Here is a 24,032-nt window from a genome sequence, read left to right as displayed (position 1 = left end):
GGTCAGCCGGTGGTGGGCGCAACCGCTTTCGGGTGCCAGACCACCACCCGGTTGCGCCCATCAGACTTGGCGGCGTAGAGCGCCTCATCGGCGCGGCGAATCAGTTCCTGACAATCGGATTGCCGGTTGGGGGTCAGTGTCGCCACACCCAAACTGATGGTCAGGCTGACCGGCGACATATGCTCGCCGCTGTTGACCGGCGTTCGGGCGACCGACAGCCGCATCCGTTCCGCCACTTGCTGCGCGCCGGCCACATCCGTGGTGGGCAGCAGAATGGCGAACTCCTCACCGCCGTAACGAGCCACCAGGTCCCCAGAGCGCTGGACTTCATCGGACAGAATCGAGGCCAGCGCCACCAGGCAATCGTCCCCCACCAGATGACCGAAGCGGTCGTTCACCTGCTTGAAGTGGTCAATATCCAGCAGAATCAGGCTCAGTTCATGCTCGTGACGCAACGCCCGGTTCCACTCGGTTTCCAGTTTCTCATCAAACCGGCGCCGGTTGGCGACGTGAGTCAGGCCATCGGTCAGACTGATGGCCCGCAACTGCTCGTTTGCCTGCTCCAGCTCCTCGGTGCGTTCCCGAACCCGGGATTCCAGGGTCAGGTTGGCCTGGCGCTGTATGTCCAGGGCATGCTCCTGGGCTTGTTGCCGGCGCCGGCGTTCCATGTTGATCCGGTAGGCCAGGGCAAACGACAGCAAGATCACCTCAACCGCCACCCCGGCCTGGGGCGCCAGTTCGGTAAACGGGCTGCGCGGAATCCAGCCCAGCTTGCTGACTGCCAGCACCAGGTGCCCCAATAGCAAGGGCGTCCAGGCAAGTACATAAAAGCCGCCCAGGATCTGGCCCCTGCGCCAGACATTGATACCAATCAGCCAGGCCACCGGGGTCGCGAACGCAGCCAGACTGCTTATCCAGATAATGCCCACCTGGTAAGAACCGAGGAAACCATAGATCAGACCCAACAGGTTGACCGCCAGCAGTGCCTGAAGAATCCGATAACCCCAGCGCGAGTAACTCTTGACCAACAGGAATTTCATGGTGAAAACAATGGCCGCAATCAGCGCGGCACTGACCACCGGCACAGTGAAGTAACGGTTGATCCACGGCACGTCAGGCCAGAACCACTGGAACAGCAGGCCATTGAAGTTGAGCTGCACGGCACCGGAACAGACAACTGTCAGCACATACCAGAGATAGGTCTGGTGGCGGACAATCAGGAACAGAAACAGGTTATACAGGGCCAGGGCGACCACGATTCCCAGGAACATGGTCTGCCAGCCATAGGAAATCTGCTCGTTGGCAAGAAATTCGGCGGACGGGGTTACCGCGACGGGAACCTGAACCGAGCCCTGGGTCTGCACACGAATCCAGGCGGTGACCGGCTCGGTATTGGACGGCACCAGAAAGACGAAATTGCGGTGCACAATTGGCCGGCTGTCGAACGGCCGGGTATCCCCGGTGTGATGGGATTCGATAATCCGGCCATCCAGTTCCCAATACACCGACACTTCATCGAGCAGGGGATAACCCACTTCCAGAACCCGGTTGGCGGGTTGCGCCGGTACCCGTACCTGCAACCAGAATTCGTCGTCACTGAATCCCCGGTTCAGGGTCTGGCCTGCGGGAACCGTCTGCCACTGGTCAGGGCCGAAGGCGCGGACCGCCTCGACATCCCTGGCCCCCTGAGGTACCGACAACCATTGGAAGGCTACCGGCTCGGCATGGGCAGCATTGACGGCCAAGCACAGCAGCAAGGTAAGGAATATGCCTGTTCTGCGGGAAATGCGCCCGTTCATTCTTGTCTGTAATTTCCGGCCCGAAGTGCTTGAACTACACTGTTGTGTTCTGATGGGAAATACCATAACCAACCGTGCTTCACAAACAGTGTAGACGGATATCCGGCTCAAGTCCGACGAAATTAAGGGGTAAAGCCCCGCTACCACCAGAGAGGAAGACATGCCCGAACGCAGACACACGGTTCAGCCCGGCCGCTACCGGCACTACAAAGGCAAGGACTACGACGTGATCGGCGTGGCCCGCCACAGCGAAACCGAAGAGCCGCTGGTGGTCTATCGCTGCCTGTACGGCGACCATAGTCTATGGGTTCGCCCGCTCCCCATGTTTCTGGAAACCGTCGATGTGGCCGGCGAACAGGTTCCCCGTTTCATGCGGGTTGAGGACGAGTAACGGTTACACAACCGTTTTGACTGCGGCGGCCATTTCCTGCACATTAGCGCACTTTTCGTGCTGCCGGCGCCCAAAAGGTGCCGGTATACCCTCGATTCCTATCCGGAGTTTGCCATGAATGCCGTAGTTGCCGCGGTACTGATCATGCTCGTACTGAGCCTGTGCCGCATTCACGTTGTTGTTGCCCTGATCATCGGCGCCATATCCGGTGGCCTGGTGGCGGGTATGTCCCTTGAAGATACCATCAATGCCTTCAATACCGGCCTGGGCGGTGGTGCCACCGTGGCCTTGTCCTATGCCACCCTGGGTGCATTTGCCGTCGCCATCGGAAAATCGGGGCTGGCCCACGCCCTGGCCGACAAGGCCCTGGCCATGGTGGGCCGGCAGGATGAAGGGGGCGCTGCCACCGGCATCCGGTTCATGATCATCGGCCTGCTGCTGGCCATTGCCGTGTCGTCCCAGAATATCCTGCCGATTCACATCGCCTTCATTCCGCTGGTGGTGCCGCCACTGCTGTACGTGATGGCGAAACTGAACATGGATCGCCGGCTGGTGGCCTGCGTGCTGACCTTCGGGCTGATCACGCCTTATATGTTCCTGCCGGTAGGCTTTGGCGGTATCTATCTGAACGAAATCCTGCTGGCCAACGTGGCCGACAACGGCGTTGATGCCAGCAACCTGAACGTCATGTCTGCCATGGCGCTGCCGGCCCTGGGCATGCTCCTTGGCCTGCTGGTTGCGGTCTTCTTCAGCTACCGGGGCGGTCGAGGCTATGACCTCAAGCGTATCGAACAGACCGAGCGTGTGGATGTGAAATACAGCCCCAGAACGCTGGTGATGGCGCTGGTCGCCATTGCCGTAGCGTTCGTGGTGCAACTCTGGCTGGGCTCCATGATCCTGGGCGCCCTGGCCGGCTTCGTGCTTTTCAATGTCTCTGGCGTGGTGAAGTGGAAAGAAGCCGACGACCTGTTCACAGAAGGCATGAAAATGCTGGCCATGATCGGCTTCATCATGATCGCCGCCAACGGCTTTGCGGAAGTCATGCGGGAAACCGGCGAAATCGCCACTCTGGTGGAAGGTTCGGTCGCCGCCATAGGCGAGAACAAGGCGCTGGCAGCATTGCTGATGCTGGTGGTGGGCCTGTTGATTACCATGGGCATCGGGTCATCATTCTCCACCATCCCCATTATCGCCGCCCTGTATGTGCCACTGGCCCTGCAACTGGGCTTCAGCCCCTTGGCCATCGTAGCCCTGGTGGGCACGGCGGGTGCTCTGGGCGATGCCGGCTCTCCGGCATCAGACTCCACCCTTGGCCCCACCGCCGGCCTGAATGTGGATGGCCAGCACAACCACATCTGGGACACCGTGGTGCCCACGTTCCTGCACTACAACCTGCCACTGCTGGCCTTCGGCTGGCTGGCCGCCATGGTGCTCTGAGGCACCGGCGACGCCCTCGGTTTGCCGCCGGCCGAAGACGGCCAGGCAAGCCGGGGGATCAGTCTTCTGAACCGGACTTGAAGAACACCACCTGTTTTACCGTGTGATCGTCCTTGTTGTCGCGCTTGTTCACCCGGGTCTCGATCTCCGGTGCCGCCGGCTGCTCCTGATCGGACATGGCATCGGTAAACCCGCATGCCACGCATTCGCGCACCTGCTCACCGTGGTCATCGGTAAACATCATGATCTTGTCCATCTCCGCACAACGGGGACAGACAGCGCCGGCGATAAAGCGTTTCGGACTCGCCATGATTCAACTCCAGATAAGTCACCCGATGGCCAGTACGACCACCGGGCGTGTTTGTATCAGGCCGCTTCGTCCGTAATGCCGGTCTGCTTCAGCAAGGCATCCACCTCGGGCTCCCTGCCCCGGAACGCCTTGAACAGCTCCATGGGCTCCTGCGAGCCGCCTTTCTCCAGAATGTTGTGCAGGAAGGCCTTGCCGGTTTCCGGATCAAAAATACCATTCTCCTCAAACAGCGAGAACGCATCGGCCGCCAGCACTTCCGCCCACTTGTAGCTGTAATAGCCCGCCGCGTAGCCCCCGGCGAAAATGTGGGAGAAAGCATTCGGAAAACGATTGAACTCCGGCGCCTGAACCACGGCAATCTCTTCCCGCACTGTCCGGTGCATGTCGAGCGGATTGGTCGGCGCCTGCTCGCTGAATTCCGCGTGCAACCGGAAATCGAACAGCGAGAACTCCAGCTGCCGCACCATGGCCATCCCGGACTGGAAGTTCTTGGCCGCCAACAGTTTCTGCAGCAGATCTTCCGGCAGCGGTTCTCCGGTTTCATGGTGACTGGCAATCAGCGCCAGCGACTCCGGATTCCAGCACCAGTTCTCCAGGAACTGGCTGGGCAACTCCACCGCATCCCAGGCCACACCGTTAATACCCGACACATCCATCACCTCGACCTGGGTCAGCATGTGATGCAGACCATGACCGAATTCGTGGAACAGGGTGGTGACTTCGTCGTGAGTCAGCAATGCCGGCTTGCCGTCCACCGGTGGCGTGAAGTTGCAGGTCAGGAACGCCACTGGCAACTGCAACCGGCCGCGCAAATCGCGCCAGCGCACCCGGCAGTCCGCCATCCAGGCACCACCGCGTTTGCCTTGGCGGGCATAGAGATCCAGGTAGAACCAGGCAATCGGCTCGCCGTGGCGACTGATGCAGTAAGCCTGGGCATCTGCGTGCCAGATTTCCACCTCCGGATGGGCTTCGATCTGAACATCAAACAGCTTCTCTGCCACCCGGAACAGGCCCGGCACTACCTTGTCCACCGGGAACCAGGGGCGCAGGGTTTCCGGAGAAATGTCATAACGCTTCTGGCGCAGCTTCTCGCTGTAATAACCCACATCCCAGGCCTGAAGATCCTCGACGCCGTATTCGTCTTTCACAAAAGCCTTCAGCTCGGCGAACTCCTTCTCCGCCTGGGGCTTGGATTTCGCCGCCAACTGATTCAGGAACTCCATCACCTCATCGACACTGCGGGCCATCTTGGTGGCCAACGAACGCTCGGCGTAGTTGTCGAATCCGAGCAACTGGGCGAGGGCATGGCGACGCTTGAGAATCTCAGCCATCACCGGGGTATTATCCCACTTCGCGGCATCCGGGCCCTGATCTGACGCCCGGGTCACAAACGCCTCGTACACTTCCCGGCGCAGGCTGCGGTTGTCACCGTAGGTCATCACCGGATAGAAACTGGGGAAATCCAGGGTAATCACATAACCGTCCAGCTCCTTCTGCCGGGCCGCCTGCCTGGCGCCTTCAATGGCCGTTTCGGGCAGACCGGACAGCTCGTCCACATCGGTGATGTGTTTGTACCAGTGCTGGGTGGCGTCCAGCACGTTATCGCTGAACTTGTTGGACAGTTCCGCCAGCTCCCGGGACAGTTCCGCGTAACGCTTTTTCTTGTCCTCGGGCAGATCCACACCACCGAGCCGGAAATCCCGCAGGATGTTGTCGATGGACTTGCGCTGGGATTCGCTCAGATTGTGGAAATCATCGCGGGCGGCCAGTTTTTTATAGGCCTCACACAAGACACTGTTCTGGCTGACTTCGGTACTGTATTCAGTCAGTTTTTCCAGGCAGTTCTTGTACACTTTGCGCAGGTCATCGTTGTTCATGACACCGTTCAGGTGGGAGATCACCGACCAGGCATTGCTTAGCTTGTTTTCCAGCTCCTGCATGGGCTGAGCCAGAGTTTCCCAACTGGGATCCTCCTGCTGGGCCAGCGTCTGGATCTTCATCCGGTTCTCGCTGAGAATCTGGTCTATGGCTGTTTCCATGTGCTCGGTACGGATATGGCCGAACTTCGGCAACAGATCGTCTGTCAGTAGCGGGTTATTCATAGGTCCCCTTCTCAGCCGTTCGTTAATGAGATAGCTTGCACCAACTTACGGGGTGCCGGTGGGGGATGGCTTTCAGAAACTGTGTGGAGCCAGGGATGGCGGAACTCAAGCGTCACAGGGGCTCCGCCGAGCGTTTATGAAGCGAAGCTTCATGCGACCGCTGAGCGACCGCAATCTGTGATTGCGGGCCGGACTCCGCAGGAGTGCCGAAGGAGCGTGTTTCTGAAAGCCATCCCCCACCGGCACCTTGCACCGCACTTGGACAGCATTGAGGTATATGTAATGGCGAATGTACGAACTCACAAGGGTATCACACCACAATTTGGCGAACGCACCTGGGTAGACGACAGCGCCGTGGTCATCGGAGATGTACAAATGGGGGAGGATTGCTCGGTCTGGCCCATGACCGTAATCCGAGGCGACATGCACAAGATCCGCATCGGCGACCGTTGCAGCATCCAGGACGGCTCGGTGCTGCACATCACCCACGCCAGCGACTACAACCCCGGCGGCTGGCCGCTGATCCTGGGCGACGACGTGACCGTTGGCCACAAAGCCCTGCTGCATGGCTGCACCATTGGCAGCCGGGTTCTGGTCGGCATGGGCTGTACCGTGATGGACGGCGCCGTGGTGGAAGATGAAGTCATTATCGGCGCCGGCACCCTGGTACCGCCAGGCAAACGCCTGGAATCCGGTTACCTGTATGTGGGCTCCCCGTGCAAGCAGGCCCGGGCCCTGAGCGATAAGGAAAAAACGTTCTTCAAATACACCGCCGCCAACTACGTCAAACTGAAAGACGAATACCTGAATCCTGCCGAATAAGCCCTGACCAACCGCCCCTGATTCAGATCAAATTCTGATCAGGGGCACCTTGAAAATTTCCCGCCTGCACCTACTTTCGAGAATAGCAGAAGTTCACGGAGTCCATCCGGGGGCGCCACCGGGTTGGAGCTGTTCCGCGAGCGAAGCTGATGACCATCTCAGATTCGACATCGTTAAAGGAGGAGTTCCCATGAGCAACATTACACGCTGGAATCCGATCAGTGAGTTCGAAGACATGATGAACCGCTACAACCGGATGTTCGGCCTGGCCCGCACCAACGGTGAACAGGAAGGCAAGGATCTGTTCAGCCGCAGTGACTGGGCACCTGCAGTGGATATCAAGGAGACCCCGGAGGCCTTCATGGTGGAAGCCGAGCTGCCGGGTATGAGCAAAGACGATGTGAAGGTGACCGTACACGACGGCGTGCTCACCATTCAGGGTGAACGCAAGAGCGAAGAGGAAACCAAGGACAAGAAGCTGCACCGCATTGAACGATTCTACGGCAGCTTTATGCGCCGGTTCACCTTGCCGGACAACGTGGATGAGAACAGTGTGAAGGCCAACTTCAAGGACGGCCTGCTGACACTGAGCATCCAGAAGGCCGAGCCCAAAGAACCGAAGGCGATCGAAGTCGAGGTAAAGTAAGCCCTCGCCTTCGAGCCTGCAAGGCAGCCTTGCCGGGAATCAGTTCCCGGCCGCTGCCTTTTTTTGTGCGCCGGCGTTTTCCAGGGCACGGGCATAATCCGCACTACGCCGGTGACGAGCAACCCGATCCAGAATGGTTGCCCCGTGCTCGTCTTCAGCATTCAGGTCACGACGGGCTTCAACAAAGAAGCTGATAAAGCGTTCGAAATCCTCGGCCCGCATAGATTCATAAGCCCGACTCAGCACAAAATAGTCGGCATTGATGCTTCGGTCCCAGGGTGTCAGATCGAGATAGCTCTTTACCCGATCGTCGCTCCATTCCTCGCCAATGACTTTGGGTTTGTCCGGTCCGCTCATGCTGGCATCTCCTGCTGTCTGCAATTCAGGGCGCACAGTATAAGGCTTTGAATGGGCAGAGGTTATATGAATCCACTATGAGTATCTTCGCTGCGAGCATAAGGCGGGCAGGGCATAGCGGCGGCTCAGGGCAGGATTTCCACCGGCAGGTCTGCGGTGGGCACTTCGTCGTTGCATTCGGGGTTTCGGATGGCGATTTCCACCCGGCGGTTGATGGCGCGATTTTCCGGGCTGGTGTTGGGGGCCAGTGGCCGGGTCTCGGCGCGGCCGGCGGCGACGACCCGATCGGCCGGAATGTCTCGATTGAGTACCAGTTCATGCACCACCGAGACCGCCCGGGCAGCGGACAGGTCCCAGTTTGAGCGGTACTGGCTGCTGGAAATCGGGCGATCGTCGGAATGCCCGGAAACCACTACATCCCCGGTACAGGCGGACAGTACACTCACCACACGCTCGATGATCGGGATCATTTCCGGCTTGATGGTGGCGTCGCCAGAGCGGAAGGTCGCTTCCTCCGAGAACCGGATAACCACCTGATCCTCGTCGTAGTTCACATGCAGGGTTTCGGACGCCACTTCCGCCTCCAGCTCCCGAACCAGGCGCCCGGCCAGGTCCAGCACACCGCCGGGTATCTGCCGGGTTTCCGAGCGTTCGGTACGCTCATCAATAAACTCCGGTTGTTGTTGCAACGATTCCGACGGCTCGGGCAGCGACACGGTATCCGATTCCACCAGGGTGATGGGAGAACCACCCACGTCCTCCGCCACCACATTGCTGGAACCAAAGGCCAGTGCCATGGAGTTGGCCATGGCCCGGTACTTTTCCACATCCATTTCGGCGAAGGACAGCAGCAGAATAAAAAACGTCAGCAGCAGGGTGGCCAGATCGGCAAACGTCACGATCCAGTCCGGGGTGCCTTTCTTGCTCCGGTTCTTTTTCAATGGCCGCGCCGGCTGCAAACCTCAGGCCTCCCGCTCGGGTTCGAGGTTGGTACGGTGTTCCGGAGACACGTAGGAAGACAGCAGTTCGGTCATTACCCTGGGGTTTTCACCGCGCATGATGCTCTTGATGGAGGTAATGATCAGCATCTGATTGCGGGCATCGTCTTCCGCCTTCAGCTGCAGCTTGTCGGCCAGGGGTAACGCCATTAGCTGGGCAATGAATGCACCGTACAGGGTGGTCAGCAGGGCAATCGCCATGGCCGGACCAATGGATGAGGGGTCATCAAGGGTATTGAGCATCTGCACCAGCCCCACCAGGGTACCGAGCATGCCGATGGCCGGTGCCGATTCGCCAATACCGCGAAACACTCTTTCCGCCACTTCGTAGCGCTCTGCGGTCTGTTGGCTGTCCTGCAACAGGGCCTCTTCCACCAGTTCCGGCGGGTGGCCGTCGACACAGAGGTTGATGGCTTTCTTCAGGAATTCGTCCTGGGTGTCATGGTTCTCCAGACCCAGAATGCCCTCCTTGCGAACCACCCGGGCCAGCACGCCCACTTCCCGAATCAGTTCCGCCGGGCGCGCCAGCTTGTCCGTAAAGGCCGCGCGGAATGCCAGCCGGAAAGCACTCAGCACGGAGGGCATGCGGAATTTGATCAGGGTAACGGCAAACGTCCCACCGAGTACGATGGCCAGGCCTGGCAGGTTCAGAAAGGTAAGCACGGTTGCATTCGCCAACATCGCGAGCAACACAATCAGGGTTCCGGCTAGCAACCCGACAAGCGTAAGAATATCCATAACTGACCCTTATCGACGGCTCGGCTGCATCGCCTGCCTCAGTCTGTTCTCAGTTCCTCGGTGACGGCCGAGGTTTCCGGGCGTACGCCCCGCCACACGAAAAAAGCTTCGGCAGCCTGTTCCACCAACATGCCCAGACCGTCAAACACGCGTACGGCGCCATGATCCAGGGCCCACTGGTTAAACGTGGTGGTCTGCAGAGAATACATCATGTCGTAGACCACGGTATCTGCGCCGATCACATCTGCCGTAATGGCTGGCAAATCACCCTTCAGGCTGGCGCTGGTGCCGTTGATCACCAGATCAAACGGTCCTTCGACCTGCTCAAAACCACAGGCCGAGAGTTCAATGCCACTGTGTTCCCGGCCGAACAGCCGGGCCAGCGCTTCGGCCCTGGCGACAGTGCGATTGGCCACAACCACACTGGCGGGCTGCTCGTCCAGCAGAGGCCCGAGCACACCGCGCACCGCACCACCAGCGCCCAGCACCAGCACACGCGCGCCCTTCAGAGGCACGCCATGGTTGTCCCGGAGGTCGCGAACAATACCCACACCATCTGTGTTATCGGCCACCAGCTGGTCTTCTTGATCCAGATAGAGAGTATTGGCGGCACCTGCCAGCTCGGCCCGGTGAGTCCGGTGCTCGGCCAGGGTCCAGGCCTGTTCCTTGAACGGCACCGTAATGTTCAGACCCTTGCCGCCGTGGTCAAAGAAGTGATGAACGGTGCCGGCGAAATCCTCCAGCGGCGCCTGAATCGCGGTGTATTCCACGGCCTCACCGGTCTGTTGGGCAAACAGGCTGTGGATACGGGGTGATTTGCTGTGGCTGATGGGGTTGCCCACCACGGCATACAGATCGTTAGTCATTACGTTCCTCCAACCAGTCACGGCCGGTCAGAAAATACTCGGTCAGCCGGGCTTCCTCAGTGCCTGGCTCCGGACGGCGGTCGTAATCCCAGCGCACCAACGGGGGCAGGGACATCAGGATAGACTCGGTCCGGCCGCCCGACTGCAGTCCAAACAGCGTGCCCCGGTCGTACACCAGGTTAAACTCGACATAGCGGCCCCGGCGGTAGAGCTGGAATTCCCGCTCCCGTTCCCCCCAGGGCTGATCCATACGCCGGCGCACAATCGGCTCGTAGGCCTCAATGTAACTGTCGCCCACGGCCTGCATAAAGGCAAAGTCACGGTCGAAATCGCCGGTGTTGTAGTCATCAAAGAACAGCCCGCCGACGCCCCGTGGCTCCTGCCGGTGTTTGAGGTAGAAATAGTCGTCGCACCAGCGCTTGTAGTCCGCGTAGACGGAGTCACCGAATGGCTGGCAGGCTGCCTTTGCGGTGCGGTGCCAGTGCACGCAGTCTTCCTCAAATCCGTAATAGGGCGTGAGATCATAGCCACCACCGAACCAGTACACCGGAGCGCTGTCCTCCGGCGTAGCGATGAAAAAGCGCACGTTGGCATGAGAGGTGGGCACGTATGGATTGTTCGGATGAATCACCAGCGACACCCCCATGGCCTGCCAGGGTGCGCCCGCCAGGTGAGGGCGGTGAGCCGTGGCAGACGCTGGCATGGTCTCGCCCATCACGTGGGAAAAGTTAACGCCGCCCTTCTCGATAACACCACCGTCGGCCAGTACGCGGCTGATACCGCCACCGCCTTCCGGCCGCTGCCAACTGTCACGGATAAACGATGCCTGGCCATCGACCGTTTCCAGCCGCTGACAAATCCGCTCCTGAAGACCGATGAGGTAGTCCTTGACGGCCTGGATATCCGGCTGCTGTGACATGAATTCTCCTAGCGAAACTGTTGACCGGTAACAATATCAATAATGCGACTGGGCTTGCGATTGCCGCCCAGCGCACCGGGGACAATACGATCTATGCGGTCGCCGAAATAGCGCCGCACCTGCCAGATCGCACGGGCTGGCTGACGCCCCGCCGGATTGCATGAGGTACTGACCAGCGGCATACCCGTCGCCTCACACAAGGCCCGCACCACCGGATGATCACTGACCCGAACGGCGATGGAACTGTGTTTGCCGCGGACCCACTCCGGCACCTGCTGGTTTACGTCCGGCAACAGACAGGTGACCGGCCCTGGCCAGTGGCGCAGAGCCTCGCTCTGAACGGCCTCGGGCAACGGATCCAGCAGGAAACGCACCTGTTCAACCGAGGCTGCCACCAGTATCACGCCCTTCTCCATGGGCCGCTGCTTGAGCTCAAGGATGTATTCGACCGCCTCCCGGTTCCAGGGATCGCACCCCAGTCCCCACACCGCTTCCGTGGGATAGGCGATTACCCCGCCTGCCAGTACCGTCTGGCGGGCAAGAGCCAGTTGAAGAAAACTCGGAGAAGATGTATCCGCCATCAGATATCGGCGCCCTCATGCAGAACAATGAACAAGGTCCCGACCGGTGCGCTGATAACCACCCGGGCAGGCATGGGCGAGGCCCTCAAGCTCCAGGATCAGTAGTGACTGCAGCAACTGATCCGCGGGCAAACCCGTGGCAAGGCCCAGTGCATCGGTAGACTGCGGATCATACCCCAAAGCCTCGAATACCGCGATTTCCCGGCTGTCCAGAAACGACAGGTCTGACGAATTCTCCGTTGCTTCCGGTTCTGCGGGCTGCGCCTGCATGGACCACCAGGTACCCAGTTCTTCCATCACGTCGTCGGCGGTCTCCACCAGCCGGGCGCCCTGGCGAATCAGTTGGTGACAGCCCCGGGCCACCGGGCTGTGCACCGAACCGGGAATGGCAAACACCTCCCGTCCCTGCTCGAGGGCGGTTCGAGCGGTAATCAGTGAACCGCTCCGGAGGCTGGCCTCCACCACCAGAACACCCCGGGCGAGGCCACTGATAATGCGGTTACGCTGGGGGAAATAGGCGGCCCTGGCCTGGGTGCCCGGCGGGTACTCAGAAACAATCAAGCCGTTCTCAATGATGCGATGGGCCAGGTTACGATGTTGGGCCGGATACAACCGGTCGAGACCACAACCCACCACCGCCAGTGTCGGATAGCCAGCATCCAGGGCGCCGGCGTGGGCTGCGCCATCTATTCCCAGGGCCAGACCACTGGTGATCAGCAGCCCCCGCCGGCTGAGTTCGGCAGAAAACTGGCGGGCATGGTCCAGCCCCGCCCGGGTGGCGTTGCGACTGCCGACCACGCCCAGTTGGTCCCGTTGCAATAACTCAACGTTACCCAGGGTATAGAGCACCAGAGGGGCATTGTGGATATGGCGCAGGCATTCCGGGTAGGGCGACTGGCCCTGTCCGAGCACGCCAATACCCCGTTCCCGACATTGGCGATAGATATCCAGTGCCCGGGCAATGACGCCCTGGCTGAGATCCCCCGCCTGCCAGGCGACAATGGCCTCCACGGCATCGCCGCCAAGCCCCATGGCGCGAAGCGTGGCAGCATTCAGGGGCAGGATGTCGGTGAGCGTATCAACAGAACCCAGAATCCGCTCCCTGAGGGGGATTCCGAACCGGGGCAGCAGTGACAGCAGCAGCCACTGGCCTGCCGGTGTTTGCAGAAATTCCTGATCTGACATTTTCTCTTCCTTGAAAACAACAATGGCCGGGCATTCCGGCCCGGCCATGTCTTATTCCATCAACTCATCAAACGCGCGGCCTCAGGGATTGGTGACCTTGTCACCTACCGAGAGGGGCCGCGTTGCCTGCAGCACCAGACCGTAGCTCATTTTCTCATAGGCCTGGAACACCATCAGCAGGCCAGCCCGCTCAGACGGCAATTCAATGGTTTCGCCAGTGACCGGATCACGAACCATGTTGCCCGCCTTCAGCACTGCCAGCACATTACCGGCCGCCAGGCCTTCGCGCTCACCACGGTTAATGGCGACCACATCGTACTGACCGATCTGGCTGACACCGCCATCGACAGAAATCATCTTGCCTTCGATCTCACTATCCGGCGAGCTGGGCACGAAGCTGGTGGTCAGCCGGCGATCTTCATTCACCAGTAGCCGGTCGCCAATACGCACTTCCTCACTGGATTTGGTAATGCCTACGGTCAGCACATCACCGTTTTCGGCATTAACGTTGCCGCGGGCAATGCTCCGGGCTTCCAGGCCAAGGAACTCGCCAGTGTCCGGATCCACAAATTCCTTACTGCGACGGAAAATACCCACGCGATCGGCCGGCTTCTCGCCGCGAGCGTAAATACGGTCACCGGCGCCGGTGATGATGCGGCCGTCCTCACCCTCAAGCACATAGGGCGCACCGTTGATTTCCTCCGGGCTGACAATACGGGTTTCGGTCAGGAAACTGGCGATGGCATCCAGGGGGATGGCCGGTATTGGTGTGTCGATGGCCTCGGAACGAACCTGGGGCGAGAGCTTCACCACATCGCTGGTCGCGACCTTGGTAATCCGGGGCTTGCCATCGATGTACACCAGTGCCAGGCGGTCACCGGGATAGATCAGGTGGGGGTTGGCAACCTGCGGGTTCACGTGCCAGATTTCCGGCCAGTACCACGGGTTGTTCAGGAATCGCGCTGAAATGTCCCAGAGGGTGTCCCCTTTGACGACAGTGTAACGCTCAGGATGATCAGACCTCAGCTCCGGCTGTGCCTGGGCCCAGGAGGTAAACAGCAGCGCAGAGGCTGCCAGAGCGTACAACAGTTTCCTCATTGTTTATGTCCTTGATCGCGTGCCTTGAATCTTTGCGTTCGGTAATGTCGCCGCAGAATCCCCGCAGCATATTACGTTGTTATTCCCGTTACTATAGAAGAAGTCCCGGAATTTGTGATGTTATCTTTTGTTCTTCGAGTGATTTCTGCAGCCATCGAAGCGCATTCGTGAAAGATTTTAACTATTAACTGATCAGTTTGTACTCAATCGGCGAATTATTGGATAATAGGCACCGTCAGGCGGACGTTATTACCTTGAACCTGGGAACTCTGCCAGCATTAACGGTTCATACTGTCGGAATCTCTGGATTCATCATAGGCAGACCAAGAAAATTTGCGCAGTACGCTGTCGCATTTCGGCAATCGGTTTCACAGCGTTACAAATGGTAAAATTCTGCGCTGGGCAGCCCGTCAAACAGGCTGACATTAGAGATTGCCCGATACACACAGGCCAGAAGCAAGAGCATTATGATTCGAGAAATTCTTGAGTATCCGGACCCACGACTTCGCACCATCGCCAAGCCGGTGGAGGAAGTGACCGATGACATCCGTACGCTGATCGACGACATGTTCGAGACCATGTACGATGCCCGCGGCATTGGCCTGGCCGCGACCCAGGTGGATGTGCACAAGCAGATCATCGTAATGGATCTGTCCGAAGATAAAACCGAGCCGCGGGTGTTCATCAACCCGAAAGTGGAAGTGCTGGATGGCGAGCTCGAAGCCATGCAGGAAGGCTGCCTGTCGGTACCGGGGTTCTATGAAGATGTGAAGCGCATCGAGCACTGCCGGATTACCGCCAAGGATCGCGACGGCAAGGAGTTTGTCCTGGAGGCTGAAGGCCTGCTGGCAGTTTGCATCCAGCATGAAATGGACCACCTGAATGGCAAGCTGTTTGTCGATTACCTGAGCCAGCTCAAACGTAATCGCATTCGCAAGAAGCTGGAAAAGCTGCACAAGCAGAGCGCCTGAGGCGCTGCCAGCATAGACCGAATTCAGGACCGGGTTACGACCCGGTTTTTTCGTATCAACGACACAGAGAAGCAACCAACGTGCGCATTGTGTTTGCCGGCACGCCGGATTTCGCCGCCACCGCCCTGAAAACCCTGCTGAATGCCGGTTACGACATCGTCGGCGTTTACACTCAGCCCGATCGCCCCGCCGGCCGCGGCCGCAAACTGATGCCCAGCCCGGTCAAGCAGGTCGCACTGGATACTGGTATTCCCGTGTATCAGCCGGTCAGTCTGAAGCCAGAAGAGGCCCAACAGGAACTGGCGTCACTGCAACCGGATGTGATGATCGTGGCAGCCTATGGCCTGATTCTGCCCAAGGCAGTGCTGAACATACCAACCCATGGCTGCCTGAACATTCACGCCTCCCTGCTGCCGCGATGGCGTGGCGCCGCCCCTATCCAGCGGGCGATTGCCGCCGGCGATGCCGAAACCGGCATCACCATCATGCAGATGGACGAGGGCCTGGATACCGGCGACATGTTGCTGAAACTGGACACCCCCATCAGTGCCGACGATACCGGCGGCAGCCTGCATGACCGGCTGGCCGAGATGGGCGGCAAGGCTATTGTGCAGGCCATGGAGCGGCTGGCCAAGGGCGCTTTGACCGGCGAAGTCCAGAATGAGGCAGAGGCCAACTACGCCCATAAGCTGTCGAAGGAAGAAGGCCACATCGACTGGAGCCGAAGCGCGCAGGAGATCGAACGACGGATTCGCGCGTTCAACCCCTGGCCCGGTACCTTTACCGATCTCGGCGAGCAACGTATCCGTATTCATCAGGCCAGCGCCCTGAAGCAGGGCAGCGACAAGGGTCCCGGCACCGTGATTGCCCGGGGGCGGGACGGTGTAGACGTTGCCTGCGGCACCGGCACGCTCAGAATCACCTCCGTGCAGTTACCAGGCAGCAAGGCCCAGAGCATCAATGACCTGATCAATGGTGGCAAGCAGGTGCTGCTGCCCGGCCAGGAGCTGAACTGACCATGGCTTACCAGCCCCTGCCATTCCGCGCCATTGCCGCCAACGTATTGCTGGCGGTGGAACAGGGCCAGTCGTTATCCCAATGCCTGCCACCCGCCCTGAACCAGTTACCCCCGGAACAACGGCCACAACTGCAAGCTATCTGTTACGGTACCTGCCGCTGGTTTCACCGGCTTGAGAGCGAGCTGAACCAACGCCTGAAAAAGCCCCTGCGCAAGCCGGACCGGATCATTCACCATCTGATGCTGGTGGCCCTGTTCCAGTTACGTTACAGCGAACAGGCCACCTACGCGGTACTGAACGAAACCGTGGAGGCTTGCCGGGCACTGGACAAGCCCCACCTGACCGGTCTGGTCAACGGAGTACTGCGGGCCGCCGAACGGGAAGGGGCGCCAGCGCCGAAAGACGATAGTGGCCGCTTCAGTCATCCGGTGTGGATGGTGGAGAAGCTTCGCCACAACTGGCCGGACGATTGGCAGGCCATCCTTGAAGCCAACAACCAGCAGGCGCCCATGACCCTGCGGGTCAATGCCCTGCGCTTCAAACGCGACGAGTACCTGAACCTGCTGTCGGAAGCCGGCATCGAGGCCCACGCCACGCGCTTTGCCCCCAGCGGCATCCAGCTCCAACGGCCGGTGCCGGTGGACCGACTGCCCTGGTTCGAGGACGGCGCGGTCAGTGTTCAGGATGAAGCCGCCCAATTGTGTACGACTCTAATGGATCTGCAGCCCGGCCAGCGGGTACTGGATGCCTGCGCCGCGCCCGGAGGCAAGACCTGCGCCATTCTCGAAGCCTGTGGCGCACTGGACGAAGTGGTGGCCATCGACGAATCCGCCGAGCGCCTGCCCCGGGTTCAGGAAAACCTGGACCGGCTCGACCTGCACGCCACCCTGACCCAGGCCGATGCCGCCGATATCGACAGCTGGTGGGACGGCACGCCCTTCGACCGCATCCTGCTGGACGTGCCCTGCAGTGCTACCGGCGTGATTCGCCGGCACCCGGACATCAAACTGCTGCGCCGGGAATCCGATATTGTGCCACTGGCCAGTATTCAGCTTGGCCTGCTGGAGGCCATGTGGTCTATCCTGAAGCCCGGTGGGCGACTGGTGTATGCCACCTGTTCGGTGTTTCCACAGGAGAACCACCGTATAATCCAGCGGTTCCTGAAGCAGCAGAATCAGGCAACGCTGAAATGTATCGAATCAGACTGGGGCCGAGACATGAACACCGGGCGTCAGCTGTTCCCAGAACCGGACAGCCATGACGGCTTTTTCTACGCCGTGCTGGAGAAACCTGAACCATGAAAATCCTGATTCTCGGCGCCGGCCAGGTCGGCGGCACCCTGGCGGAAAACCTGGCAAACGAAGCCAACGACATCACCGTGGTGGACAACGACAGTGTTCGACTCCGGGAACTGCAGGACCGACTGGACATCCGCACCATGCATGGCCGGGCCTCCTACCCTACGGTACTGAGGCAGGCCGGGGCCGAAGATGCCGACATGATCATCGCGGTAACCAACAGCGATGAAACCAACATGGTGGCGTGCCAGGTCTCCAAGCTGCTGTACAAGACCCCCACTACCATCTGCCGGGTGCGTGCCGGCGCCTATCTGGCCAAGCCAGAACTGTTCTACAACCGGGATACGGTCAAGGACCTGGACAGCCTGAGGGGCTTCCCCCTGGACGTTCTGATCAGTCCGGAACATCTGGTGACCCAGCACATTACCCGGCTGATTGAATACCCCGGTGCCCTGCAGGTACTGGAGTTCTCCAAGGGCCTGACCCGACTGGTCGCCATTCGCGCCACCGAGGGCGGCCCGCTGGTGGGGCACGAACTGTCCTACCTGCGCACCCACATGCCCAAGATTGATACCCGGGTGGCGGCGATTTTCCGCAAGGACCGGGCCATCATGCCCCAGGGCGATACCGTGATCGAAGACGGCGACGAGGTGTTCTTTATCGCCGCCGCCGACCATATCCGCTCGGTGATGAGCGAACTGCAGCCGCTGGAAAAACCCTACAAACGCATCTTCATTTGCGGCGGTGGCAACATCGGCTATCGGCTGGCCAACACCCTGGAAGACCGCTACCAGGTGAAACTGCTGGAACGGGACCATGAACGCTGCGTGATGCTGTCCGAGCGCCTGCGCAAGACCGTGGTACTGGAAGGTAACGCAGCCAACAAGGACATCCTGCTGGAAGAGAACATCGAGAATACCGATGTGTTCTGCGCCGTCACCAACGACGACGAAGCCAACATCATGGCCTCGTTGCTGGCCAAGCGACTGGGTGCCCGCAAGGTCCTGACCCTGATCAACAACCCCGATTACGTGGACCTGATCCAGGGCGGCGATATCGACGTGGCCATCTCACCCCAGCAGACCACCATCGGCAGCCTGCTTACCCACGTGCGCCGGGGTGATGTGGTGAACGTGCACGCCCTGCGCCGGGGCGCGGCCGAAGCCATTGAGGCCATCGCCCACGGCGACCACCGTTCCTCCAAGGTGGTTGGCAAACGCCTGGACGAAATCAATCTGCCAAGCGGCACCACCATCGGTGCCATTGTCCGGCACAACGAAGTGCTCATCGCCCACGACCACCTTCGGGTGCAACCAGACGACCACGTGATCCTGTTCCTGGTGGACAAGTCGCGCATACGGGACGTCGAGAAACTGTTCCAGGTGGGCCTCACGTTCTTCTGATTGATCTCAGGCAAAACAACACCCTGGCTGGCACTTAGAAATGCAGCGCCGGCCAGCGTATAATGCGCGTTTTCAAATTTTCGGAGTGCCCCGGAACCGGGGCCCACACACAGACTGACCAGCAGGCAAACGTCGTGACAGACAAGGCAACCAACAACTCCGCGCCGGATATCAAGACCTTCCAGGGTCTGATCCTGGCATTGCAGAATTTCTGGGCGCAGCACGGCTGCGTGGTTCTCCAGCCCCTGGACATGGAAGTGGGCGCCGGTACTTTCCACCCGGCCACGTTCCTGCGATCCATCGGCCCGGAAACCTGGAACTCCGCCTACGTTCAGCCCAGCCGCCGCCCCACCGACGGCCGCTACGGCGAAAACCCCAACCGCCTGCAGCATTACTACCAGTTCCAGGTAGTGCTTAAACCGTCACCGGACAACATCCAGGAGCTGTACCTGGATTCCCTGCGTGCCCTGGGCCTGGACCCGTTGGTGCACGACATCCGCTTTGTCGAAGACAACTGGGAATCGCCGACCCTGGGCGCCTGGGGCCTGGGCTGGGAAATCTGGCTGAACGGCATGGAAGTGACCCAGTTCACTTACTTCCAGCAGGTAGGCGGCCTGGAATGCTATCCTGTCACCGGCGAGCTGACCTACGGCCTTGAGCGTATCGCCATGTACCTGCAGGGTGTGGACAGCGTGTATGACCTGGTCTGGACCAACGGCCCGGATGGCGTGGTTACCTACGGCGATGTGTTCCATCAGCAAGAGGTGGAGATGTCCACCTACAACTTCGAACATGCCGACACCCAGTTCCTGTTCCACAGCTTCGATGTCTATGAGCGGGAAAGCGCCCGCCTGATCGACGCCGGCCTGCCACTGCCGGCCTATGAGCAGGTGCTCAAGGCCTCCCACACATTCAACCTGCTGGACGCCCGCCACGCCATCTCCGTGACCGAGCGCCAGCGTTTCATCCTGCGTGTACGTACCCTGGCTCGCTCCGTGGCCCAGGCCTACTTCGAGAGCCGTCGCAAGCTGGGCTTCCCGCTGGCCCCGGAACACCTCCGCAAGGAAGTGCTGGCCGCCGCTGAAGCCGCCGACGCCAAGGCCAGTAAAAAGGGCAAGAAAGCCAACAAGGCACCGCAGGAACAGGGGAACGCATAATCATGGCAACTCAGGATTTTCTGGTCGAACTGGGCACCGAGGAACTGCCTCCGAAAGCTCTCAAGCCACTGTCTGACGCCTTCACCCGGGGCATTGTCAAAGGCCTGGAAGAAGCCGGCGTGGCCTTTGGCGCGGTGGAAAGCTTTGCAGCACCCCGTCGTCTGGCGGTACGGATCCGGGACCTGGCCGATGCCCAGCCGGACAAATCGGTCGAAAAGCGCGGCCCGGCCGTGAAAGCAGCGTTTGATGATTCCGGTAACCCGACCCGGGCGTTGACCGGCTTCGCCACCTCCCTCGGGATTACCCCGGATCAGCTCGACACCATGGAGACCGACAAGGGTGCCTGGCTGGTGTACCGTACCGTTGAGAAGGGCAAGCCCACCGTAGAACTGATGCCGGATCTGGTCGAGAAATCCCTGGCCGCCCTGCCCATTCCCAAGCGTATGCGCTGGGGTGCCTGGAAGACCGAATTCGTGCGCCCGGTACACTGGCTGATTCTGTTGTACGGCAACAAGGTGATTGAAGCACCGGTGATGAACCTCAAGCCCGGCAACAAGACCCGTGGCCACCGGTTCCACTGCCCGAAAGAGCTGATTGTGCCCACCCCGGCCGACTACGAAGTGGTGCTCAAGCAGGAAGGCTACGTGCTGGCAGACTTCGCCGAGCGTCGTGAGCAGATCCGCGCCGGCGTGGCCGCGCTGGCGGAGAAAGAAGCCGGCGGCAAGGCCGTGATCGACGAAGACCTGCTGGACGAAGTAACTGCCTTGAACGAATGGCCGGTACCCTTGATGGGGCGCTTCGAGGAGCGCTTCCTGAATGTACCCGCCGAAGCCCTGATCTCCTCCATGAAGGAACATCAGAAGTACTTCCACGTGGTGGATGCCGGCGGGAAGATGCTGCCGCTGTTTATCACCGTGGCCAACCTGGAGAGTAAAGACCCGGCCCAGGTGATTTCCGGTAACGAGAAAGTGATTCGCCCGCGCCTGTCCGACGCCGCCTTCTTCTACGACACCGACCGCAAGACCAGACTGGAAGACCGCATCGAGGCACTCAAGCCCATCGTGTTCCAGGACAAGCTGGGCAGCATCTACGACAAATCTGTACGGGTAGCAGCCCTGGCCAAAAAGATTGCCGAAGCCATCAACAGCGACCCGGCCCTGGCCGAGCGTGCTGCCATGCTGGCCAAGACCGATCTGGTCACCGAAATGGTGCTGGAGTTCACCGACCTTCAGGGCATTATGGGTCAGTACTACGCCGCCAACGACGGCGAACATGCCGATGTCGCCAAGGCCCTGAACGAGCAGTACATGCCGCGCTTTGCCGGCGACGACCTGCCCACCACCCTGACCGGTTGTGCGGTGGCCATTGCTGACCGCATCGATTCCCTAGTCGGCCTGTTCGGCATCAACCAGCCGCCGTCCGGTACCCGGGACCCGTTCGCTCTGCGCCGTGCTTCTCTCGGTGTGCTGCGCATCATCATCGAACGTGAACTGCCACTCGACCTGCAGACGGTCTGCGAGTGGGCGGAAGAAAACTTCTCCGTGCTGACCGAGAAGAACACCGCCAGCACCGTGGTGGACTACATGCTGGAGCGTTTCCGTGCCCACTATGATGAGCAGGGCATCGGCGCCGAAGTGTACCTGGCGGTGCACGCCCGCCGCCCGACCCGCCCGCTGGACTTCGACCGCCGGGTAAAAGCCGTGGAAGCCTTCCGCCAGCTGCCAGAGGCCCAGGCCCTGGCCGGCGCCAACAAGCGGGTTTCCAACATCCTCACCAAACAGGGTGGTGACCGCATCGGCGAGACCGTAGACACCGCGCTGTTGCAGGATGCTGCCGAGAAAACTCTGGCGGCGAAGGTGGAAGAGCAGGCACAGCAAGTTATGCCGATGTTCGAGCAGGGTGACTACGCCAGTGCGCTGACATCGCTGGCCAGCCTGCGTGAGCCGGTAGACACCTTCTTTGATGAAGTGATGGTGATGGCCGACGACGAAGCCGTGCGCAACAATCGTCTGGCACTGTTGAACCGCCTGCGCAACCTGTTCCTGCGGGTTGCCGACATCTCCCTACTGCCCACAGCAGGCTGAGGCACACAGGCCGCTGGTTCACAATAAACCAGCGGCCTGCATATCCTGCTTTTCCACTCAGCTGCGCCAGAAGTCCGGCGACAACATCACAAACACACTCAACAGCTCCAACCGGCCCAGAATCATGGCGCCCATCAGAACCCATTTGGCCGCATCCGGCAACGTCTGGAAATTGCCTGCCGGGCCGATGGTATCGCCCAGTCCTGGCCCGACATTCGTCAAAGCCGTAGCGGCTCCGGAAAGACTGGTCACCAGATCCAGCCCCAGCGCCCCCAGAATCGCCGTCACCAGCGCCAGCGTCGCCAGAAAAATGAAAGAGAAGGCGACACTGGAGGCCACGATATCGTCACCAATCACCCGCCCGTTGTAGTTGCGGGCAAACACCGCGTGAGGGTGCAGCAAACGACGTACCTGCTCCCTGAGCAATAGCATGGACAGCTGGAACCGAAAGATTTTCATGCCGCCGGACGTGGACCCGGAACACCCGCCGACAAATGTAATGAACAGGAATACCACCACCGCAAACGGGCCCCACAAAGAGTAATCCGTGGAGGCGAAGCCGGTTGTGGTTACCACAGACGTGACATTGAACAGCGCTGAAACAAAGGTCTCAAACGGATCTACCGGCTCCCTCAGAACCCGGTAAATGGTCAGCAACGCAGCGACAATCACCAGGAACCGGAGAAAGAAACGAACCTGCTGATCCCGCAACAGTGGCTGTCGCTGTCCGTGAATAAACCGTACAAACAGAAAGAACGGCATGGCGCCCATGGCCATGAAAACCGTCGACGCCAGTAGAATGGACGGCGAATCAAACTGCCCCATGGAGCTGTCCGAGGTGGAATAGCCCCCGGTCGATACTGTAGTCAACGCGTGATTCAGCGCCTGAAAGAAACTCATCCCCAGCAGCCAGTAGGTGAGCACGCAACCGAGCGTCAAGCCCAGATAGATGAGTACCAGGCTGCGGGCCAGGTGGCTGGTGCGGGGCACCGCTTTCTCGTTCCATTCGGACGATTCGGTCGCAAACAGCCGCATACCGCCAATCCGGAGAAACGGCAGGATGGCAACCGCCATACCGATGATCCCGATACCGCCCATCCATTGCATGATCGAACGCCAGAGCAGAATGTCGTCCGGCAGATGATCCAGGCCGGTAAGAACGGTGGAACCCGTAGTGGTCACGCCGGAAATGCTCTCAAAGAAAGCATCGGTCATGCTCAGCTTCATGTCACTCAGCAGCAGCGGCAAACTGGAGAATAACGGAATCACAACCCACGCCGACACCGTCAGCATGAACATCTGCTGCTGGCGTAGCGCGTGTTTCTGCCGCCCCGCCAAAGCCAGAGCCGCGGCACCAATGCTGAAACAGACCACCGAGGATTTCACGAACGCCAGCCAATCCGGCGTATCACCGAATACCAGCAGGTTAACCGGAAGGGTCATGAGGAAACTGAGCAGGATGAGCAGAAAACCGAGGATCTGAACAATGGGGATAATGTTCACAGGGCAGGGGGCTCCGATGTCCGGACACAGGCCAGTCGCAACGCCTTACAAGGCAAGGCGGCATCCACGCCGCTGTTATACGCCCATTCAACCGGGTTTACCACTGCCAGGGCGAGGCTTCTGCTTGCCACCGATCCGGACAATCCACGACAGAATTTTTGAATTCCAGCCCGGGGAAGGGGTAGCAAAACCGCCGCCAATGCGTATAATACCGGCCGTTGATCGGCGTGTGGCGCAGCTTGGTAGCGCACTTCGTTCGGGACGAAGGGGTCGCAGGTTCGAATCCTGCCACGCCGACCACTTTCCCTTCTTGATTTATCTTTCCCTATTTCAGTTTTCCAATAATAT

At 59.9% G+C, this 24,032-nt stretch carries 22 protein-coding genes and 1 tRNA gene; 11 read left to right on the top strand and 12 right to left on the bottom strand.

Features of this window, described 5'->3' with window-relative positions:
* Positions 1-2: 2 nt before the first annotated feature.
* Entirely contained in the window at positions 3-1,799 is a 1,797-nt protein-coding gene (locus ACSSVV_RS10115; RefSeq protein WP_022992662.1) for a sensor domain-containing diguanylate cyclase, read from the bottom strand.
* Between the two features lie 160 nt (positions 1,800-1,959).
* On the opposite strand from ACSSVV_RS10115, the gene ACSSVV_RS10110 reads away from it, so the two are divergent.
* Together ACSSVV_RS10110 and ACSSVV_RS10105 are read left to right on the top strand one after the other, a co-directional pair.
* Positions 1,960-2,190, top strand: coding sequence for a DUF1653 domain-containing protein (locus tag ACSSVV_RS10110; RefSeq protein WP_011783637.1), 231 nt, complete (start codon positions 1,960-1,962; stop codon positions 2,188-2,190).
* A gap of 114 nt (positions 2,191-2,304) precedes the next feature.
* Complete coding sequence (locus ACSSVV_RS10105) at positions 2,305-3,627, top strand: Na+/H+ antiporter family protein (protein ID WP_022992661.1); 1,323 nt, start codon at positions 2,305-2,307, stop codon at positions 3,625-3,627.
* Between the two features lie 58 nt (positions 3,628-3,685).
* Here ACSSVV_RS10105 and ACSSVV_RS10100 read toward each other — a convergent pair whose 3' ends face one another.
* Both ACSSVV_RS10100 and prlC read right to left on the bottom strand, forming a co-directional pair.
* Positions 3,686-3,937, bottom strand: a complete 252-nt coding sequence (locus ACSSVV_RS10100; protein ID WP_011783635.1) for a YheV family putative zinc ribbon protein — start codon at positions 3,935-3,937, stop codon at positions 3,686-3,688.
* A 56-nt stretch (positions 3,938-3,993) separates the two neighbouring features.
* Complete coding sequence (gene prlC, locus ACSSVV_RS10095) at positions 3,994-6,039, bottom strand: oligopeptidase A (RefSeq protein ID WP_022992660.1); 2,046 nt, start codon at positions 6,037-6,039, stop codon at positions 3,994-3,996.
* A gap of 282 nt (positions 6,040-6,321) precedes the next feature.
* Here prlC and ACSSVV_RS10090 point away from each other — a divergent pair, with 282 nt between their 5' ends.
* Positions 6,322-6,861 carry a gamma carbonic anhydrase family protein gene (locus ACSSVV_RS10090; RefSeq protein ID WP_011783633.1) on the top strand — a complete coding sequence of 180 codons (540 nt, stop codon included), beginning with the start codon at positions 6,322-6,324 and terminating at the stop codon, positions 6,859-6,861.
* A gap of 190 nt (positions 6,862-7,051) precedes the next feature.
* Positions 7,052-7,507, top strand: a complete 456-nt coding sequence (locus tag ACSSVV_RS10085) for an Hsp20/alpha crystallin family protein (RefSeq protein ID WP_022992658.1) — start codon at positions 7,052-7,054, stop codon at positions 7,505-7,507.
* Positions 7,508-7,546: 39 nt separating this feature from the next.
* Here the strand turns inward: ACSSVV_RS10085 and ACSSVV_RS10080 are convergent, their stop codons facing one another.
* From ACSSVV_RS10080 to ACSSVV_RS10045, 8 genes are all read right to left on the bottom strand, one after another.
* Positions 7,547-7,864 (bottom strand): PA4642 family protein, encoded by a 318-nt coding sequence (locus ACSSVV_RS10080; RefSeq protein WP_022992657.1) that lies wholly within the window; start codon positions 7,862-7,864, stop codon positions 7,547-7,549.
* A gap of 125 nt (positions 7,865-7,989) precedes the next feature.
* Entirely contained in the window at positions 7,990-8,823 is an 834-nt protein-coding gene (locus ACSSVV_RS10075; RefSeq protein ID WP_454106190.1) for a flagellar motor protein MotB, read from the bottom strand.
* Between the two features lie 3 nt (positions 8,824-8,826).
* Positions 8,827-9,600 (bottom strand): motility protein A, encoded by a 774-nt coding sequence (locus ACSSVV_RS10070; protein ID WP_023008116.1) that lies wholly within the window; start codon positions 9,598-9,600, stop codon positions 8,827-8,829.
* Positions 9,601-9,638: 38 nt separating this feature from the next.
* Positions 9,639-10,466: a shikimate dehydrogenase gene (aroE, locus tag ACSSVV_RS10065; RefSeq protein ID WP_454106189.1), complete on the bottom strand. Its 828-nt coding sequence runs from the start codon at positions 10,464-10,466 to the stop codon at positions 9,639-9,641.
* The gene (hemF, locus tag ACSSVV_RS10060) at positions 10,459-11,385 is read right to left on the bottom strand and encodes an oxygen-dependent coproporphyrinogen oxidase (protein ID WP_014420026.1); all 927 of its coding nucleotides are present in this window, start codon (positions 11,383-11,385) and stop codon (positions 10,459-10,461) included. The genes aroE and hemF overlap by 8 nt, the downstream gene beginning before the upstream one ends.
* A gap of 8 nt (positions 11,386-11,393) precedes the next feature.
* Positions 11,394-11,966 carry an L-threonylcarbamoyladenylate synthase gene (locus ACSSVV_RS10055; protein ID WP_022992655.1) on the bottom strand — a complete coding sequence of 191 codons (573 nt, stop codon included), beginning with the start codon at positions 11,964-11,966 and terminating at the stop codon, positions 11,394-11,396.
* A gap of 15 nt (positions 11,967-11,981) precedes the next feature.
* Entirely contained in the window at positions 11,982-13,199 is a 1,218-nt protein-coding gene (gene dprA, locus ACSSVV_RS10050) for a DNA-processing protein DprA (RefSeq protein WP_023011935.1), read from the bottom strand.
* Positions 13,200-13,232: 33 nt separating this feature from the next.
* Entirely contained in the window at positions 13,233-14,249 is a 1,017-nt protein-coding gene (locus ACSSVV_RS10045; RefSeq protein ID WP_014420023.1) for a LysM peptidoglycan-binding domain-containing protein, read from the bottom strand.
* Between the two features lie 464 nt (positions 14,250-14,713).
* Here ACSSVV_RS10045 and def point away from each other — a divergent pair, with 464 nt between their 5' ends.
* From def to glyS, 6 genes are all read left to right on the top strand, one after another.
* On the top strand, positions 14,714-15,220 hold the full coding sequence (gene def / locus ACSSVV_RS10040; protein ID WP_198324811.1) for a peptide deformylase: 507 nt from the start codon (positions 14,714-14,716) through the stop codon (positions 15,218-15,220).
* An 80-nt stretch (positions 15,221-15,300) separates the two neighbouring features.
* On the top strand, positions 15,301-16,236 hold the full coding sequence (fmt, locus tag ACSSVV_RS10035) for a methionyl-tRNA formyltransferase (protein WP_454106188.1): 936 nt from the start codon (positions 15,301-15,303) through the stop codon (positions 16,234-16,236).
* 2 nt (positions 16,237-16,238) lie between these two features.
* A complete protein-coding gene (gene rsmB, locus ACSSVV_RS10030) occupies positions 16,239-17,540 on the top strand; it encodes a 16S rRNA (cytosine(967)-C(5))-methyltransferase RsmB (protein WP_023011931.1) in 1,302 nt (433 codons plus the stop codon).
* Entirely contained in the window at positions 17,537-18,940 is a 1,404-nt protein-coding gene (gene trkA / locus ACSSVV_RS10025) for a Trk system potassium transporter TrkA (RefSeq protein WP_022992650.1), read from the top strand. Before rsmB ends, trkA begins: the two co-directional genes overlap by 4 nt.
* Positions 18,941-19,074: 134 nt before the next feature.
* Positions 19,075-20,097, top strand: coding sequence for a glycine--tRNA ligase subunit alpha (glyQ, locus tag ACSSVV_RS10020; RefSeq protein WP_454106187.1), 1,023 nt, complete (start codon positions 19,075-19,077; stop codon positions 20,095-20,097).
* A 2-nt stretch (positions 20,098-20,099) separates the two neighbouring features.
* On the top strand, positions 20,100-22,181 hold the full coding sequence (gene glyS / locus ACSSVV_RS10015; RefSeq protein WP_454106186.1) for a glycine--tRNA ligase subunit beta: 2,082 nt from the start codon (positions 20,100-20,102) through the stop codon (positions 22,179-22,181).
* Between the two features lie 57 nt (positions 22,182-22,238).
* On the opposite strand, the gene ACSSVV_RS10010 is transcribed toward glyS, so the two are convergent.
* Positions 22,239-23,684 carry a TrkH family potassium uptake protein gene (locus ACSSVV_RS10010; protein ID WP_206854258.1) on the bottom strand — a complete coding sequence of 482 codons (1,446 nt, stop codon included), beginning with the start codon at positions 23,682-23,684 and terminating at the stop codon, positions 22,239-22,241.
* Positions 23,685-23,907: 223 nt separating this feature from the next.
* Between ACSSVV_RS10010 and ACSSVV_RS10005 the strand changes: the two genes are divergently transcribed.
* Positions 23,908-23,984, top strand: a tRNA-Pro gene (locus ACSSVV_RS10005).
* Positions 23,985-24,032: the final 48 nt, after the last annotated feature.

It is taken from the genome of Marinobacter sp. MBR-105, from assembly GCF_053628895.1.
The sequence above is the reverse complement of the archived record's forward strand: the minus strand, read 5'-3'. Positions and strand labels throughout refer to the sequence as shown.